The sequence below is a fragment of the Streptosporangium minutum genome, assembly GCF_002149035.1.
Taxonomy (GTDB): domain Bacteria; phylum Actinomycetota; class Actinomycetes; order Streptosporangiales; family Streptosporangiaceae; genus Streptosporangium; species Streptosporangium minutum.
Map to the genome: position 1 here is coordinate 1 of NZ_NGFP01000091.1, position 14900 is coordinate 14900.

The 14900-nt window shown below is 71.5% G+C and carries 18 protein-coding genes and 1 pseudogene; 6 read left to right on the forward strand and 13 right to left on the reverse strand.

Going from position 1 to position 14900, the window contains the following annotated elements; translation table 11 throughout:
- From CA984_RS20255 to sigE, 4 genes and pseudogenes are all read right to left on the reverse strand, one after another.
- Positions 1–333 (reverse strand): annotated as a pseudogene (locus CA984_RS20255) (hypothetical protein); the annotation flags it as partial.
- A 95-nt stretch (positions 334–428) separates the two neighbouring features.
- Positions 429–1454: a sigma-E factor regulatory protein RseB domain-containing protein gene (locus tag CA984_RS20260; protein ID WP_086574703.1), complete on the reverse strand. Its 1026-nt coding sequence runs from the start codon at positions 1452–1454 to the stop codon at positions 429–431.
- Positions 1451–1993: an anti-sigma factor family protein gene (locus tag CA984_RS20265; RefSeq protein WP_086574705.1), complete on the reverse strand. Its 543-nt coding sequence runs from the start codon at positions 1991–1993 to the stop codon at positions 1451–1453. Before CA984_RS20265 ends, CA984_RS20260 begins: the two co-directional genes overlap by 4 nt.
- A gap of 52 nt (positions 1994–2045) precedes the next feature.
- Complete coding sequence (gene sigE, locus CA984_RS20270) at positions 2046–2678, reverse strand: RNA polymerase sigma factor SigE (RefSeq protein WP_031166687.1); 633 nt, start codon at positions 2676–2678, stop codon at positions 2046–2048.
- A 171-nt stretch (positions 2679–2849) separates the two neighbouring features.
- Here sigE and CA984_RS20275 point away from each other — a divergent pair, with 171 nt between their 5' ends.
- Entirely contained in the window at positions 2850–3500 is a 651-nt protein-coding gene (locus CA984_RS20275) for an O-methyltransferase (RefSeq protein ID WP_086574707.1), read from the forward strand.
- Here CA984_RS20275 and CA984_RS20280 read toward each other — a convergent pair.
- Positions 3490–4965: a leucyl aminopeptidase family protein gene (locus CA984_RS20280; protein WP_086574709.1), complete on the reverse strand. Its 1476-nt coding sequence runs from the start codon at positions 4963–4965 to the stop codon at positions 3490–3492. The two genes, CA984_RS20275 and CA984_RS20280, sit on opposite strands and share 11 nt — an antisense overlap.
- A 176-nt stretch (positions 4966–5141) precedes the next feature.
- Positions 5142–5309 carry a DUF3117 domain-containing protein gene (locus CA984_RS20285; RefSeq protein ID WP_012894793.1) on the reverse strand — a complete coding sequence of 56 codons (168 nt, stop codon included), beginning with the start codon at positions 5307–5309 and terminating at the stop codon, positions 5142–5144.
- Positions 5310–5498: 189 nt separating this feature from the next.
- Between CA984_RS20285 and CA984_RS20290 the strand changes: the two genes are divergently transcribed.
- Both CA984_RS20290 and CA984_RS20295 read left to right on the forward strand, forming a co-directional pair.
- Positions 5499–6281: a PaaX family transcriptional regulator gene (locus CA984_RS20290; RefSeq protein ID WP_086574753.1), complete on the forward strand. Its 783-nt coding sequence runs from the start codon at positions 5499–5501 to the stop codon at positions 6279–6281.
- A gap of 14 nt (positions 6282–6295) precedes the next feature.
- Entirely contained in the window at positions 6296–7081 is a 786-nt protein-coding gene (locus tag CA984_RS20295) for an enoyl-CoA hydratase-related protein (protein WP_086574711.1), read from the forward strand.
- Between the two features lie 176 nt (positions 7082–7257).
- Here the strand turns inward: CA984_RS20295 and CA984_RS20300 are convergent, their stop codons facing one another.
- Together CA984_RS20300 and CA984_RS20305 are read right to left on the reverse strand one after the other, a co-directional pair.
- Entirely contained in the window at positions 7258–7821 is a 564-nt protein-coding gene (locus CA984_RS20300; RefSeq protein ID WP_086574712.1) for a DNA-3-methyladenine glycosylase I, read from the reverse strand.
- Complete coding sequence (locus tag CA984_RS20305) at positions 7818–8510, reverse strand: hypothetical protein (RefSeq protein ID WP_086574714.1); 693 nt, start codon at positions 8508–8510, stop codon at positions 7818–7820. Before CA984_RS20305 ends, CA984_RS20300 begins: the two co-directional genes overlap by 4 nt.
- Positions 8511–8551: 41 nt before the next feature.
- Between CA984_RS20305 and CA984_RS20310 the strand changes: the two genes are divergently transcribed.
- On the forward strand, positions 8552–8851 hold the full coding sequence (locus CA984_RS20310) for a hypothetical protein (protein WP_133061720.1): 300 nt from the start codon (positions 8552–8554) through the stop codon (positions 8849–8851).
- Here CA984_RS20310 and CA984_RS20315 read toward each other — a convergent pair.
- The 3 genes from CA984_RS20315 to dapE form a co-directional block, all read right to left on the reverse strand.
- Positions 8828–9415, reverse strand: a complete 588-nt coding sequence (locus CA984_RS20315) for an LOG family protein (RefSeq protein ID WP_086574717.1) — start codon at positions 9413–9415, stop codon at positions 8828–8830. The two genes, CA984_RS20310 and CA984_RS20315, sit on opposite strands and share 24 nt — an antisense overlap.
- 9 nt (positions 9416–9424) lie before the next feature.
- Positions 9425–10219, reverse strand: coding sequence for an LOG family protein (locus tag CA984_RS20320; protein WP_086574755.1), 795 nt, complete (start codon positions 10217–10219; stop codon positions 9425–9427).
- Between the two features lie 192 nt (positions 10220–10411).
- Positions 10412–11473 (reverse strand): succinyl-diaminopimelate desuccinylase, encoded by a 1062-nt coding sequence (gene dapE / locus CA984_RS20325; RefSeq protein ID WP_086574720.1) that lies wholly within the window; start codon positions 11471–11473, stop codon positions 10412–10414.
- 41 nt (positions 11474–11514) lie between these two features.
- Between dapE and CA984_RS20330 the strand changes: the two genes are divergently transcribed.
- A complete protein-coding gene (locus CA984_RS20330) occupies positions 11515–12270 on the forward strand; it encodes a MerR family transcriptional regulator (RefSeq protein WP_086574722.1) in 756 nt (251 codons plus the stop codon).
- A gap of 103 nt (positions 12271–12373) precedes the next feature.
- On the opposite strand, the gene CA984_RS20335 is transcribed toward CA984_RS20330, so the two are convergent.
- Positions 12374–13204: a 2,3,4,5-tetrahydropyridine-2,6-dicarboxylate N-succinyltransferase gene (locus CA984_RS20335; RefSeq protein WP_086574757.1), complete on the reverse strand. Its 831-nt coding sequence runs from the start codon at positions 13202–13204 to the stop codon at positions 12374–12376.
- A gap of 202 nt (positions 13205–13406) precedes the next feature.
- On the opposite strand from CA984_RS20335, the gene CA984_RS20340 reads away from it, so the two are divergent.
- Positions 13407–14231: a hypothetical protein gene (locus CA984_RS20340; protein ID WP_086574724.1), complete on the forward strand. Its 825-nt coding sequence runs from the start codon at positions 13407–13409 to the stop codon at positions 14229–14231.
- Here CA984_RS20340 and CA984_RS20345 read toward each other — a convergent pair.
- Positions 14228–14857, reverse strand: a complete 630-nt coding sequence (locus CA984_RS20345) for a DUF4178 domain-containing protein (RefSeq protein WP_242676066.1) — start codon at positions 14855–14857, stop codon at positions 14228–14230. The two genes, CA984_RS20340 and CA984_RS20345, sit on opposite strands and share 4 nt — an antisense overlap.
- Positions 14858–14900 lie beyond the last annotated feature (43 nt).

Genomic DNA, 14900 nt, shown 5'->3' on the forward strand with positions numbered 1-14900 from the left:
GACCACGGTGTCCTGGCGCGCCCTGCCCGACGGATCGCCCCAGCCGCTCTCGCCCGGGTGGGCACCCGGACCGGGCTGCCCGCCCCGGTCGTCGGGCCGGGGCTGCTGGGCGCCGCCCTGCGGGGCCTGACCCCACCGGCCCTGGCCCGGCGGCCCGCCGAGCTGGCTCCAGCCGTCGTTGCGGGGCTGCTCACCGTGGGAGGGGACCGCCTCTTCGGCGGGCAGGAAGTCCGGGCGGGAGGACTCGGGGGCCTGGCCTCTGTCGTCGGTGAAGTCCGACGGCGTACGCCCCTCAGCACCGTGCGCCTCGCGGGTACGGATCTCGTCGGTCATCGAATATTCACCACTCCTTGCCTCGTATGAGGCCGCTCACAGGGACGCCCCGGCAATCTTCCCCTGAGCGGGATACGAGAGATGTAAAGCGCGCCTTACCCGAAGGGGTTGACCCAGGACAGGAGGCGATCCGCCCCTCGGCCGAGCCGCGTCCACAGGTCGGGCGCGGGCACCGGCTCGTGCGGCAGCGCCGCGACGGCGGCGACGACCATGTCGGCCGGAGCGTCCGCGAAGACGGTGTAGACATGACCCCCACTCGCCCAGATCGTCTCCTGCTCGGCTGAGTCCCGGATCCAGATCGTATGCCCGTTGCGTTGCCGAGCATGCCATCCCTGGAGCCGTTCCTCATCAAGGACACCAGGCTGGACAAAAACCGACACAACTGACAAGCCATCCGAATATCCCAGATACAAGTATCCAGGAGATGCGTCGTGCGCGGCGAACAGCTCCAGACGGCCGGGCAGCGCGGCGGGGAAACGCCAGCCCCGGGCCAGCAGCCCGGGCGTCTCCCCCAGGTCGAGACCGCCGGCGGCCGACACGGGGACGGCGGCCTTCCGCACCGGCCCGAGGGTCAGATCGACGAAGGCCCCGGCGTGGACGACCCTGCCGTGACCGTCGAGGAGCTCGCGGCGCAGCACCGGCCCCCCGGCCTCGTCGAGCCAGTAACGGGCCGCGACCGTGCCGTCCGAGCGCACCACGTGGACCAGGCGGGCCGGCCGGCCGCAGACGCGCCCCCCGCCCGCGGCCACGACCCGGTAGTTGCGGGCCAGCACCTCAAGCATGGTCTCGGACGGGGTGGACATGCCGCCGGCGGGGGTGCCGGGGTCCACCGTCTGAACGAGACCCGACGGCTGGGTGTGCACGGTCAGTCCCTCACCGGGGACGTTGCGGACCTCCAGCACCGAGGAGACGGCGCCGGAGCCGGAGCGGCCCCAGGCGGTGACGTACTGGGTGCCCGAGTATCCGCGGGTGCGGCCCGCGATCGCGGCCTCGCGCAGCAGGTGCAGGCCGGTGTCGTCGCCCTCGGGCTCGTCCGGCCGGGCGGCGTGCGCCGGACTGCCCACCACCAGCCCCAGCAGCATGAGAGCGGCGAGGACGAGGGTGGCGGGCAGCCGGATCACGGAGTGGGGGAGAAGGTCGGCGTCGCCGACCCTCCGTAGGGCGCGGTGTTCCTGTGCTGGTTGGCGAACATGTCGACCGGCGGCACGACACGCGGGCTGGGGCCGGAGCCGCCCGCGACGAACAGCGTGCCGATCGCCACGGCCGCGGAGGCGACGCCCACCGCGACGTAACCCGCCCTCCTCGACCGGCGGGGACCTCCCCCGGCGCGGCCGCGTGGCCGGTTGTCCGGCGGCGCCACGCTGTGCATGCTCGGGATCGGCGCGCCGCCGAACGTCCGCGAGGCCGACGAGATCGGGAAAGGCCGCTCACGCGGCGGTAACGGGCCGCCGGGCTCGGACATCCGCAGCAACGACATGGTCAGGTCGGCGGGCATGGCGGGCCCGTCCAGGGATCGCAACCGGTTCTTGAGTGCCCGCATGGCATCGACCTCGGCCCGGCAGGCGGCGCAGAAGGTCAGATGCGACAGGGCACGGTCGCGCTCATGGTGGTTCAGCTCACCGTCCACCAGTGCGGAAACACGCTCTCCGAGATGACTCATGCCCACTCCTTGCCAAGCGGCTCGTCGTGACATTCGTCATGACTGTGGTTTCTCATGCGAACTCCTCCCCGCGGGTGATGGTCGGGGGGAATTGGTCGCCACGGGGCGCGCGGTGCTCCAGCGCCTCACGCAACTGCGCCCGGCCGCGGTGGATGCGGCTGCGGACCGTGCCGAGCTTCACGCCGAGCGTGGCGGCGATCTCCTCGTAGGACAGCCCCTCGATGTCACACAGAACGACGGCCGCGCGGAACTCCGGCGCGAGCGCGTCGAGCGCCGCCTGGATGTCCGGCTCCAGATGGCTGTCGTCGTACGCCTGGGCGGGGGACGGCTCACGTCCGCGCAGCCGCTCGGCGGCGTCGTCGGCGAGCCCCTCGAACCTGATGCGCTGCTTGCGCCGCGCCATGTCGAGGAACAGGTTGGTGGTGATGCGGTGCAGCCACCCCTCGAAGGTGCCCGGGGTGTAGTTCGACAGGGACCTGAAGACCCGGACGAAGACCTCCTGAGTGAGGTCCTCGGCGTCGTGCACGTTGCCGGTCAGCCGATAGGCCAGCCGGTACACACGCGCCGAATGATTCCTGACCACCTCCTCCCAGGTGGGAGGCGTCCAGTCGGGCATGGGAGCTTCCGTCTGGTGGTCGGACTCCTCCACCAGCACTCCTCTCTCCGGGACCACCGCTATCGCCATAGTGCCTGGTTTCGTCCCTTCGTGCGCACTCACTACCTTCAGGACCGGCAAAGGCCGCTTAAACCGTGCAACGCACCGGGCGCGACATGAGTTCCCGATCGGGCCTGCCTCCCTTAGGCTGCGACCCAGTGCCTATATGACTGTGTACGGAGAAAGCGGGAGGAGAGGCCGATGGCAGAGACGCCGACAAGTCCGTTGGAGGCCACTCTGGCCTATGCCGAGGAATTCCACACGGAGGACGAGATCCTGCTCACCGCGCGTCAGCGCGGAGCGGAGGTGGGAGCGCCCCCGATCCTGCCCGGTGGCGGCGCCGCCCTCTGCTTCCTCGCCACGGCCGTCAACGCCCGTGCGGTCGTGGAGATCGGCACCGGCTGCGGTGTGTCCGGACTGTGGCTCCTCCGCGGCATGCGCCAGGACGGCACGCTCACCAGCGTGGACGTGGAGCCGGAGCACCAGCGTCTGGCACGGCAGAGCTTCGCCCAGGCCGGCTTCTCCGGCGGCCGGATCCGGCTGATCACCGGCCGCGCCCTGGACGTCCTCCCCCGCCTGTCCGACGGTGGCTACGACCTGGTCTTCTGTGACGGCGCCCAGCAGGAGTACGGCGACTACCTGGCCGAGGCCGTCCGCCTGCTGCGCCCCGGCGGGATCGTGGTCTTCGACCACGCCCTGTGGGACAACCGGGTCGCCGACCCGGCGCAGCGCGACCCGGACACCGTCGCCGTGCGGGAGCTGGGCAAGCTGGTCCGTTCCGACGAACGGCTCCGCCCGCTGATGATGCCCCTCGGCGACGGCGTCCTGGCCGCCATCAAACTCACCGACTAGACAGCCACTCCAGTAGCAGACGCACACCGTAGCCGGTGGCGCCCTTGCTGAGGATGCCCTCGTCCACGCTGCTGCGGCCGACGCCGGCGATGTCCAGGTGCGCCCACGGCCGCTTGCCGGTGAACTCGCGCAGGAACAGCGCCGCGGTGATGGAACCCGCGCCGTAGGACGACCCGACCTCGATGTTGGCCAGGTCGGCCACGCCGGAGTCGAGAGCCGGGGCGTAGTCGTCGATCAGCGGCATCCGCCAGAGCCGCTCGCCGGTGCTCTCGCCCGCCCCGGTCAGCTCGGCGGCCAGGTCGTCGTCGGAGGCGAAGACGGCGCCGAGGTCCTTGCCCAGGGCGATGCCGATGGCCCCGGTCAGCGTGGCGATGTCCACCATGACGTCCGGGTCCAGCTCGGCGTCGGCGTAGGCCAGCGCGTCGGCCATCACCAGGCGGCCCTCGGCGTCGGTGTTGAGGACCTCGACGGTCCGCCCGCCGTACTGGGTGATCACGTCGGAGGGACGCTGGGCCGTGCCGGAGAAGGAGTTCTCCGCGGCCGCGATCAGGCCGGTGACCCTGACCCGCACGCCGAGGGCGGCCAGCGCGCCCAGGACCGCGATGACGACCGCGCCGCCGGCCATGTCGGTCTTCATGAACTTCATGCCCTCGGTCGGCTTGAGCGACAGGCCGCCGGTGTCGTAGGTGATGCCCTTGCCGACCAGGACGACGTGACCGGTGGCGCCCTCGGGCTCGTAGGACAGCCGGATCAGGCGCGGCGGGTTGGCCGATCCCTGGCCGACGGCGACGATGCCGCCGAACTTCCCGGCGCGCAGCTCCTCCTCGTCCCACACCTTGGCGGTGACGCCCTGCTCCGCGGCGCGCTCGGCGAGCCAGGCGGGGGTCTTCACCGAGGAGGGCATGTTGGCCAGGTCCCTGGCGAGGGTGACGGCCTTGGCGATCACCTCGCCCCTGGCGACCTCGGCCTCGACCCCGTCACCGACGAACTCGATCACCGCCACCGGCGGGGACTTCGCCTCGCCGATCCGGAAGGTGTAGGTGGCCAGCAGGGCGCCCTCCACGAACGCGGCCACCGGCCCCTCGGGCAGCACGATCCTGATCGCGGCTCTGCCCTTGCCCCGCCTGGCCACCGCGGCGCCGGCCTTGCGCAGGGCACCGGCCGAACCGTCGCCGATCCCGTAGAGCAGCACCCGGCCGACGGTCTCACCGTTCGCGACGGGGACCTCGACGACCTCGCCGGCCTCGCCCTTGGCCTCGTAGTGGGCCAGCAGCGCGGCGGCGGGCAGCGGTAGGCCCACCTCGGGTGCGAGGTCCGCCGCGAAGGGGACCGCGAAAAGCTGGGCGTCCTCCGCGACGGGGGCCTCGGCGTCCGCGCCGCTCCCGGAGGGGGCCGGTGGCGTCACGGCGGACAGGCCCCGCCCGTAGGAGGCGCGGGGCAGCAGCAGATAGGGAGATATGGGCATGCGAACTCCAGTCATCATCCGGGAAGAACACTACGGCCCTGGCGCGAGCCGCCACAGGGCGGTCCGGCGGCCAGGGCCGTGTTCATCGGTCGCGGTCGCGTGGGCCATGGCGGGTGTCATGCTCTCCAAGCAAGATCAGATAAGGCCCGGCTACACCGCTGCATCTCAGATCGGGATCAGACGACGACCTTCTTCAATTCCTCACCAAGGGCGCTGGCTTCGTCCGCCGAGAGTTCGACGACGAGGCGGCCGCCGCCCTCCAGAGGGACCCGCATGACGATTCCCCTGCCTTCTTTGACGACCTCCAGCGGACCATCACCGGTCCTCGGCTTCATAGCCGCCATGCGTGTATCCCTTCCTGCTTCGGGCTCCGGATCTCCGACTGACCCGAGGGTGGCCGACGCATTCACGTCTTCTGTGATGTCCTATTATCCCGTCTCCGCGCTCGGAATGGGAACGATCAGCCTCAGCATCGACTCATCGGGCAATCAAGACCGTTGTCCGAGACCCTTCAGACGACCAAACTTGTCCTCGTGAACGCCCGTGCCGCTCTCTTCGATCTGTATGGGGACCACCTGCGGTCCCGAGGCGGTCGCGCGTCCGTAGCCGCCCTCGTCCGCCTGCTCGCACCGTTGGATATCGCCCCTCCCGCAGTCCGCACCGCCGTCTCGCGGATGGTCCGGCAGGGCTGGCTGACCCCCACCCGGCTGCCGCAGGGGCCCGGCTACGAGGTCACCCCCAGGTGCGTGCGCCGTCTCGACGAGACGGCGCTGAGAATTTACCGAGTTGGGACGATCACCTGGACCGGCCGATGGCACATACTCGTAGTCGGACCGGTGCGCGAGCGGCCCCGCCGGGAGCGCCTGAAGGCCGATCTGGCCTTCCTCGGCTACGCCCCGCTGTCCGATACGACCTGGATAGGTCCGCGCCCCTCCCCCGAGCTCGGCGCGCTCCTCGCCGGGGAGGACATCCGCGCCGACCGGTTCGACGCGGTGCTCGACGGCGACCCCAGGGCGCTGGTCGCCAGGACCTGGGATCTGGACGGCCTCGGCTCGGCCTACGAGGAGTGGCTGTCCCGGGCGGTCGACCTGATCGGCGCGCTGCCCGGGGACGCCGCCGACGACCGGGTGTTCGCCACCCGGAGCAGGCTGCTGCACGGCTGGCGCAACTTCCTGTTCCGGGACCCCGGCCTCCCCGCCGACCTCCTGCCGCCGGGCTGGCCCGGTGAGAAGGCCAGGGCCTACTTCGAGCAGGAGGCGGCCCGCCTGCTCCCCGCCGCCGCCGCGTTCGTCGACCGCCATCTGACCGAGCCGTAGAAGGAGCCTCTCCGTTGAACGACGTTCTCTACTCCGTCGGCGACGACGCCGTCGCCACCATCACCCTGGACCGGCCGGAGGCGATGAACTCGCTGACGGTGCGGGCGAAGACCGACCTCCTTGAGGCGCTGACCAGGGCCTCGCAGGCCGACGCCGTACGGGCGGTGCTGCTGACCGGGTCGGGCCGGGCGTTCTGCGCGGGCCAGGACCTCAACGAGCACGCCGCCAACCTGGAGGCGGGCCGGGGCCTGAACGACACCGTGCGCACGCACTACAACCCGATCATCCGCACGATCACCGAGATGGGCAAGCCGGTCGTCGCGGCGGTGAACGGCGTCGCCGCGGGCGCGGGCGCCTCCCTGGCCTTCGCCTGCGACCTGCGGATCGCCTCCGACAGGGCGAAGTTCGCGATGGCCTTCACCGGCATCGGCCTGGCCCCGGACTCCGGCGCGTCCTGGACGCTCCAGCGCCTGGTCGGCCCGGCCCGCGCGGCCGAGCTCCTGCTGCTCGGCGAGCCCTTCGACGCGGCCCGCGCGCTGGAGCTCGGCATCGTCTCCAAGGTCGTCCCCGCCGACGAGCTGGCCGCCGCGGCCCACGCCCTGGCCGTACGGCTGGCACAGGGCCCGACGAGCGCCTACGCCGCCACCAAGCGGGCTCTGGAGTGCGCCGCGAGCGGTTCCCTGGCCGACGCCCTGGCCCTGGAGGCCGACCTCCAGGACGCCTGCGCCAAGACCGCCGACCATCTGAACGCCACCCGCGCCTTCCTCAACAAGGAGCGCCCCGTGTTCGAGGGCCGCTAGACCTGTCCGGCCGACCATGGACGGGGCGGCCGTTCTCCTCTCGGGGCACGGCTCGGAGCGCGGCTTCCGGCGCACGGCTCGGAGCGCGGCTCTCGGGGCACGGCTCGGAGCGCGGCTCTCGGGGCACGGCTCGGAGCGCGGCCGGGCTGACCGGAGACCACCGGCCCGCCGGGGCGCTACCTGCCGGCGTCGCGCACCCAGCAGTCGGACAGGTGGTCGTTGACCAGGCCGATGGCCTGCATCAGCGCGTAGGCGGTGGTGGGGCCGACGAACCGGAAGCCGTGCGATCTGAGCTCCTTGGCGAGCGCCTTGGAGCCGGGGGTGTGGGCGGGGACGTCCGCCAGGGTCTTCGGGACGGGGGAGGCCGGGTCGGCGTGGCGCCAGACGAGGTCGGACAGGCCGACGTCGAGGGCGGCCCTGGCGTTGGCGATCGCGGCCTCGATCTTGGCCCGGTTGCGGACGATGCCGGCGTCGGCCAGCAGGCGGTCCACGTCGGACTGGTCGAACGCCGCCACAGCCGGGATCGAGAACCCGGCGAAGGCGGCCCGGAAGTTCTCCCGCTTGCGCAGGATCGTGATCCATGACAGGCCGGACTGGAAGGCCTCCAGGGTGAGCCGCTCGAACACGCGGTCGTCGCCCTCGACCCTGCGGCCCCACTCCTCGTCGTGGTAGGCGACGTAGTCGGGGGCCGAGCTCACCCAGCCGCAGCGGACGGGCTGCTCGGACTCGGGCTCGGTCATCGGATCTCCTTCGCGTCCGGCACGCCCAGCCGGTCGCGCTCCCGGCCGTCTTCCCGGGCGTCCTCCCCGTCGCCGTCCCGGACGTCCTTCCGATCACCGTCCTGGGTGTCTTCCCGGGTGTCTTCCCGGGCTTCCACACCGTCGCCCTTCCCGTCGCCGTCTCGGGCGTCCTTCCGATCACCGTCGCGGACGTCCTCCCGGGCGTCCTCCCCGTCGCCCTTCCGGACGGCTCCGCCGCCATCCCCGCGGACGTCTTCGCCGTCGCCGTCGCGGGCGGCGAGAGACTCCGGCGGCGCCTCGGACAGCTCGGGGAACTCCGCGGGGCCCTCGGGCTCGTGCTCGGTGCGCGGGGCGGTCAGCGGGCCGGCGTGGATCTCCTGGCGGGCCTGGAGCCTGCTCGCCAGCAGCTCCGACACCCGCTGTTCGAGCACCGCGATCCTGGTGTCCCGCTCGCCCAGCGCGTTCACGACCCGGTTCAGCGTCTCGTCCACGCTCTGCGTGTGATAGCCGACGAGGCTGACCGGGAGCTGCAGGGCCATGAGGTCGGCGGCGCCGACCGGCCCGGCGACGGGGAGATCCAGCGGGGGGACGTCGGGAGCGAACTCGCTCAGTTCGCCGCCCCCTCCCATGGCGACCACCACCACGCCTACGAGGATGGCTACGGCAGCGAGAGCGAGTACGACCAGCACATACGAATCGTGCCACAACTCCTCTGATCTAGGATCGCACCGTGAGAGCTCTCGTGGTATTCGCTCCCGACGAACCGGGTGAACCCGACTGGGCCGAGGCCCACTCGATCGCCGAGATCGAGGAGCTCGTCCGCGCCGGGCGCACGGTCGCCGTCACGCCCGCCACGCTGGCCGGAGACGGCAGCGAGGCCGCGGAGCTCGCCGCGGCCTCGATCTGCGCCTGGGCCGGCGCCCGGGTCTTCCGCACCACCCGCCCCGCTCAGGTACGGCTGGCGGTCGAGATGACCGAGTCCCTGGCCGGGCGGCGGCCGCCCGAGCTAACCCGCCGTGGCCTCGCCTAGCTCCTCGGCGCTGGGCACCAGGTGCGTGGTCGTCTTCTCCAGGTGCCGGAACGCCTCCTCGACCGTGGTGGTCCAGGAGATCGCGTCGAAGACGTCCGGCCGGGTGAACCCCTGCTCGTGCATCCCTTCGACCAGGGTCCTCAGCGGCGCGTAGACGCCCCACGGGTCGAGGAGCACCAGCGGCTTGTCGTGCAGGCCGATCGTCCGCGACGTCCAGATCTCGAACAGCTCCTCCAGCGTCCCGATGCCTCCGGGCAGGACCAGGAAGGCGTCGGAGCGGGCGTCCATGATGCCCTTGCGCTCGCGCATGTCGGTGGTGACGATCAGCTCGTCGGACTCCTCGTCGGAGACCTCGATGTCCACCAGGGCCTGCGGGATCACCCCGATGGTCCGGCCACCGCCCGCGCGTGCCGCCCGCGCCACCGCGCCCATGCAGGAGACCTTGGCTCCCCCGCTCACCAGCGTGTGCCCCCGCCTGGCCAGCTCGGCGCCGACCTCCTCGGCCAGGGCCAGATACTTGTTGTCGATCTTCTGACTCGATGCCAGGAATACGCAAATGAACACGGGCAAACCTTATTGGGCGTCGCCGACCGTGTTGCGGACCGCCCGCTGTTCCTCCCTGAGCCGCTCCGCCCTGTTCCGGTCGGCGTCGGCAATGATCCGTACGGCCTCGTCCACGTCGTCGGTGAGGTGGACGAGATCCACGTCCGCCGAAGAGATCTTGCCGCTGGGCATGAGGGTGTTCTTGATCCAGTCGAGCAGCCCTCCCCAGAACTCCGTGCCCACCAGCACGACGGGGAAGGAGGTGACCTTGCGCGTCTGGACCAGCGTCAGCGCCTCGAACAGCTCGTCCATCGTGCCGAAGCCGCCCGGCAGCGCGATGAAGCCGCAGGAGTACTTCACGAACATGGTCTTGCGGACGAAGAAGTAGCGGAACTCGATCCCGAGATCCACGTATTCGTTCATGTGCTGCTCGAAGGGGAGCTCGATGCCGAGGCCGACGGAGACCCCGCCCGCCTCCCTGGCGCCCCTGTTGGCCGCCTCCATGCAGCCGGGCCCGCCACCGGTGATCACGGCGTAGCCCGCCTCGGAGAGTTTCCGGCCGATCTTGATGCCCATCTCGTACTCGGGCGTGTCCTCGGAACTCCGGGCGGACCCGAAGACGGTCACCGCCTGAGGCAGTTCGGCGAGCTGACCGAAGCCCTCCACGAACTCCGCCTGGATGCGCATCACCCGCCACGGGTCCATGTGCAGCCAGTCGGCGGGGCCTCTGCGATCAAGAAGTCGCTGGTCATGGGTGGAGTCGGAGACGAGGTCGCCGCGGACCACGACGGCTCCCTGACGGCGTTCCGGACGTGTCTTCTTCATGTCGGTCACCGTAGCGCCGCCTTCGGAAAAATCTTGGAAAATCTCCGGGAAAAGACGGAACCGGATTTCGAGGAGCCTGCGTCTAACTGCCGAGGGTGCTGCTCGGGACTGAAAGTGGCTTTCCCCGCCAAATGGCCGGCGAGGAAAGCCACTTTCATTTATGCCCAGCCGCCCGGACGGCGTCTGGGCAGGTCAGCCCAGCCAGCCGAGCATTCTGCGCTCGCAGTCGACGATCTTCTCCAGCGAGACGTACTCCCCGCGTTGATGCGCCAGATTCGGGTCGCCGGGGCCGTAGTTCACGGCGGGGACCCCGAGGCTGGAGAACAGCGAGACATCGGTCCAGCCGAGCTTGGCCCTCGGAGTGCCGCCGACGGCCTCCAGGAAGGCCGCCGCCACCGGATGGGTCAGGCCGGGCCGCGCCGCCGCGGCCCCGTCGGTGAACCGGACCTCGAAGCCGTCGAACACCTCGCTCACGTGCGCCTGGGCGTCCTCCAGGGACAGGTCGGGGGCGAAGCGGTAGTTGACGGTCACCACGCACTCGTCGGGGATCACGTTGCCCGCCACGCCGCCGCCGATCGCCACCGCGTTCAGGCCCTCGTGGTACTCCAGCCCGTCCACCACCGGCAGCCTGGCCCGGTAGGCGTTCAGGATCGCGAGAACCGGCTCGGCGGCGTGGACGGCGTTGACCCCGAGCCAGGACCTGGCGCTGTGCGCGCGCTTGCCGCGGGTCGTGATCTGGGCGCGGAGCGTGCCCTGGCAGCCGCCCTCGATCACGCCGTCGGTGGGCTCCATGAGCACCGCGAAGTCACCCGCGAGCAGCGCGGGGTGCCTGCGGCTGAGCCGGAGCAGGCCGTTGCGCTCGGCCTCGATCTCCTCGCAGTCGTAGAAGACGTAGGTGACGTCCCGGCTCGGCGCGCGGAGCGCCGCGGCCAGCTTCAGCGCGACCGCGACGCCGGCCTTCATGTCCGAGGTGCCGCAGCCGTACAGCAGGTCGCCCTCGACCCGGCTGGGCAGGTTGCCGGCGACCGGGACGGTGTCGATGTGCCCGGCGATCACCACCCGCTCGCCGCGACCGAGCTCGGTGCGGGCGACGATCGCCTCGCCGTCGCGATGCACGGTCAGGTGCGGGAGGGGGCGCAGGGCCTCCTCGACCGCGTCCGCCAGGGCCTTCTCGTCGCCGCTGACCGACTCGACGTCGACGATCCGCGCGGTGAGCGCCCCGACGTCCTGTGTGAGATCCAGACGCGTACTCATGCTCGCGACCTTATCCCCGGCCGTGGGCTTTACTGGAAGACGTGTTACGCATCGGCGAACTGGCCGCGCTGGCCGGCGTCACGACCAGGACGATCCGCCACTACCACCAGGTGGGGCTGCTGGCCGAACCCCCGCGGACCGCGGCGGGCTACCGGCTGTACGGCATGGCCGACGTGGTCCGCCTGATCAGGATCCGCCGGCTGGCGGCCCTCGGCATGAGCCTTCCCGACATCGGCCGGGTGCTCAGCCCCAGGCAGGACCTGCGCGAGGCGCTGGCGGATCTGGACGCCGACCTGGCCAGGGAGGAGGAGGCCGTCCGGCGGCAGCGGGCCATGCTCGCCGAGCTCATGCACACCGGTCGCGACCCGGCGCTGACGCCGGAGCTGGGCCACATCTTCGCCGAGCTGGAACAGATCTTCCCCGCCCACCCGCTGCTGGAGCGGGAACGGGAGACGATCACCCTCCTGGAGGCGGCCGCGCCGGAGGCGGCCCAGGCGCTGACCGGCGTCTACCGGACGTCGATGGGCGACGAGAGGCTCCAGCGCCGGATGTGGGACCTCGGGCTCCGGTTCGAGGCGCTGCAGGACGCCTCCCCCGACGACCCGGAGGTCGCGGCGCTCGCCGCCGAGATGGCCGACGCGATGCGCCCCTTCATGGACGCCGTGTCGGCCGACGGCCGGGCCGAGGCCGGGTCCGGCGGCCCGGCGGGGACCGTGTCGGGAGAGAGGCTCAGCGCGATGATGGTCGACGCCCTGTCACCCGCCCAGCGCAGGGTCGTCGAGCTCCTCACGCCCTGACACCCAGGACGCCCACCCGCCGCGCGGTTCCGTCGCGTCTCATACACCGCCGTCCCGTCGCGCCTCACTCGCCGTGCGGTCCCCGCCGCGCCCCGGTCGCGGCTCAGGCGTTGGCCCCGTACTCGCGGAGGATCTCGTCGAGCTCCGCCTTGTCGTGCCGTCGCTCCTCCCGCAGGCGCTCGAGCACCAGCACGCAGGGCAGCCCGAAGGTGCCCCCGGGGAACTCCCGGTCGCGGGTGCCGCCGACCGCCACGCACCAGTCGGGGACGCGGCCCCGGCCCAGCTCCTCACCCGTCCGCACGTCGACGACCGGCGTAGAGGCGGACAGGACCGCGCCGGCGCCGACCACCGCGCCCCTGCCCACCCGGGCCCCTTCCATGATCATCGCTCGGCTGCCGATCAGCGCGTCGTCCTCGACGACCACCGGGACCGCGTCCGGAGGCTCCAGGACGCCGCCGATCCCGGCCCCGCCGGACAGGTGGACGTTCTTGCCGATCTGGGCGCACGAGCCGACCGTGGCCCAGGTGTCCACCATGGTCCCGGCGTCCACGTGGGCGCCGATGTCGACGAAGGAGGGCATCAGCACGACGCCGGGCGCGACGTGGGCGCCCCAGCGGGCGATCGCCCCGGGCACCACGCGGACGCCGTCGAAGGAGGTCTTCAGCGGGACGCGGTCATGATGGTGGAAGTCGCCCACCTGGGACCTGGCCATACCGAGCACGCGGAACGCCAGCAGGACGGCCCGCCTGGCCCGCTCGTCCACGACCACCTCTCCGGTGGGGGAGACAGCGGCGACCCGGGCTCTGCCGGTGTCGAGCATGTCGACGGCGCCGACGACGACGCTCCGCGCCTCGGCGTCGCCGGGGCCCAGCTCGGTCCTGCGCTCCCACAGCTCGTCGACGGCCGCCGGCAGCGGACTGGAATGGGTCTGGATCGTGGCTCCTCCGCTCCCACGCGAAAGCGGCTTCCCACCCCCCGGAGGGAGCGGCTTCCCGCTAGGCCGCAGGGCGTCGCGACGGACAAGCCCTGCCCGCAGAACGTGTGGAACGATAACAGAGCGCGACGGTCCGACTTCAAGATTCGACCGATAATTTCCGGCGGTTCTTCCCCTGCCAGGGACCGGTAGGTTCTTCAGGGTGCGACGGCGATTCTCCAAAGGGGTCATCGCGATCATCGCGATCGTGAGCGTGCTCGCGGTGGCCATCACCGTGGGTATCTTCGCCCTGCTCAACAGGGTCACGCCGTTCACCGAGCCGGTGGAGGGGTGCAAGATCACCACTCCGGAGGGCTCCTTGGAGCTGGAGATCCCGCAGGCCCAGGTGGCCTCGGTCATCGCGGCGGTGGCCGCCCGCAGGAAGCTGCCCGAGCGGGCCGTCGTGATCGCCTACGCCACCGGCATCCAGGAGTCCAAGCTGCTGAACCTGCCGTTCGGCGACCGCGACTCGGTCGGGGTGTTCCAGCAGCGCCCCTCGCAGGGCTGGGGCAAGCCCGAGCAGCTCGTCGACCCGGTCTACTCCTCGGGCAAGTTCTTCTCCGCCCTGGTGAAGGTGAAGCGCTACCGGAAGCTGCCGCTCCACGAGGCGGCCCAGGAGGTGCAGCGCTCGGCCGACGGCTCGGCCTACGCCCAGCACGAGGGGGAGGCGAAGATCCTCGCCGCGGCGTTCACCGGGCGGGTGCCCCAGGCCGTGCACTGCTGGTTCCCGGCTCCCACCGGGAAGACGCCCGTCTCCGGCACGGCCGGGGCCAGGCAGGAGCTCGCCCGCGCGCTCGGCTCCGGGACCACGCTCAACGCCACCTCGCAGAAGCACGGCTGGCTGATGTCCGGCTGGTCGGTCGCCCACGCCAAGGAGTTCGGGCTGCGGCAGGTCCGCTACAACGGCCGGAGCTGGACACCGGTGCGCGGCGACGACGGCTGGCAGGCCGACGCCGGAGCCCCGGCGGGCAAGGTCGAGATCTCCTAGCCCTTCTTCTCGATCTTGATGGAGCCCGGCGGCAGCGGCTGGGCGTAGGAGGAGCTCCAGGGCTGCCCCTGGAGCCGCTCGAAGCAGAGCAGGCGGCCGTCGGCGGCCCGGTAGTCGGCGAAGTCGAGCAGGCCCCGCTCGGGCATCGAGGTGACGCCCTCCCCGCGGAAGGCGGCGGTCCCGCGGTCCACCGGGAAGAACTCGACCCCCTCGACGCTCAGCGTGGTCTTGGCCGGGATCATGCCCTGCGTGGGCACCGGCGTCCACAGCAGCACCTCGAGGTGGGGCGGGTCACCCGGGTTCAGACCGGCGCGCGTCTCGATCGACAGCCACTGGTAGCGGCGGGTGCCGTCGTCGAGGAGGTACTCCGTCCACTGGTTTCCCTGCCACGACAGGTACATCGCGCCCAGGACGCGGGTCCGCACGCTCTGGCAGTCGATCGTGTCGCCCACCTTGATCGTGCGGGGATCGGGGTAGTCGATGCCGACATGGCCCGCGCTCGGTTGAGGCGGCGGCGCGACCTCGGCCGGCTGGAGGGGGATATCGCCGGGCGGCTCGGTCTTGCGCGGCTTCCTGTCCTGACGCGTGGTCGCGAAGAACGCGCCAAGCAGAAGAACAAGTGTCACTGCGCTCAATCCGAGTATCGCGGCGACCTCAGGGGTCATGCCG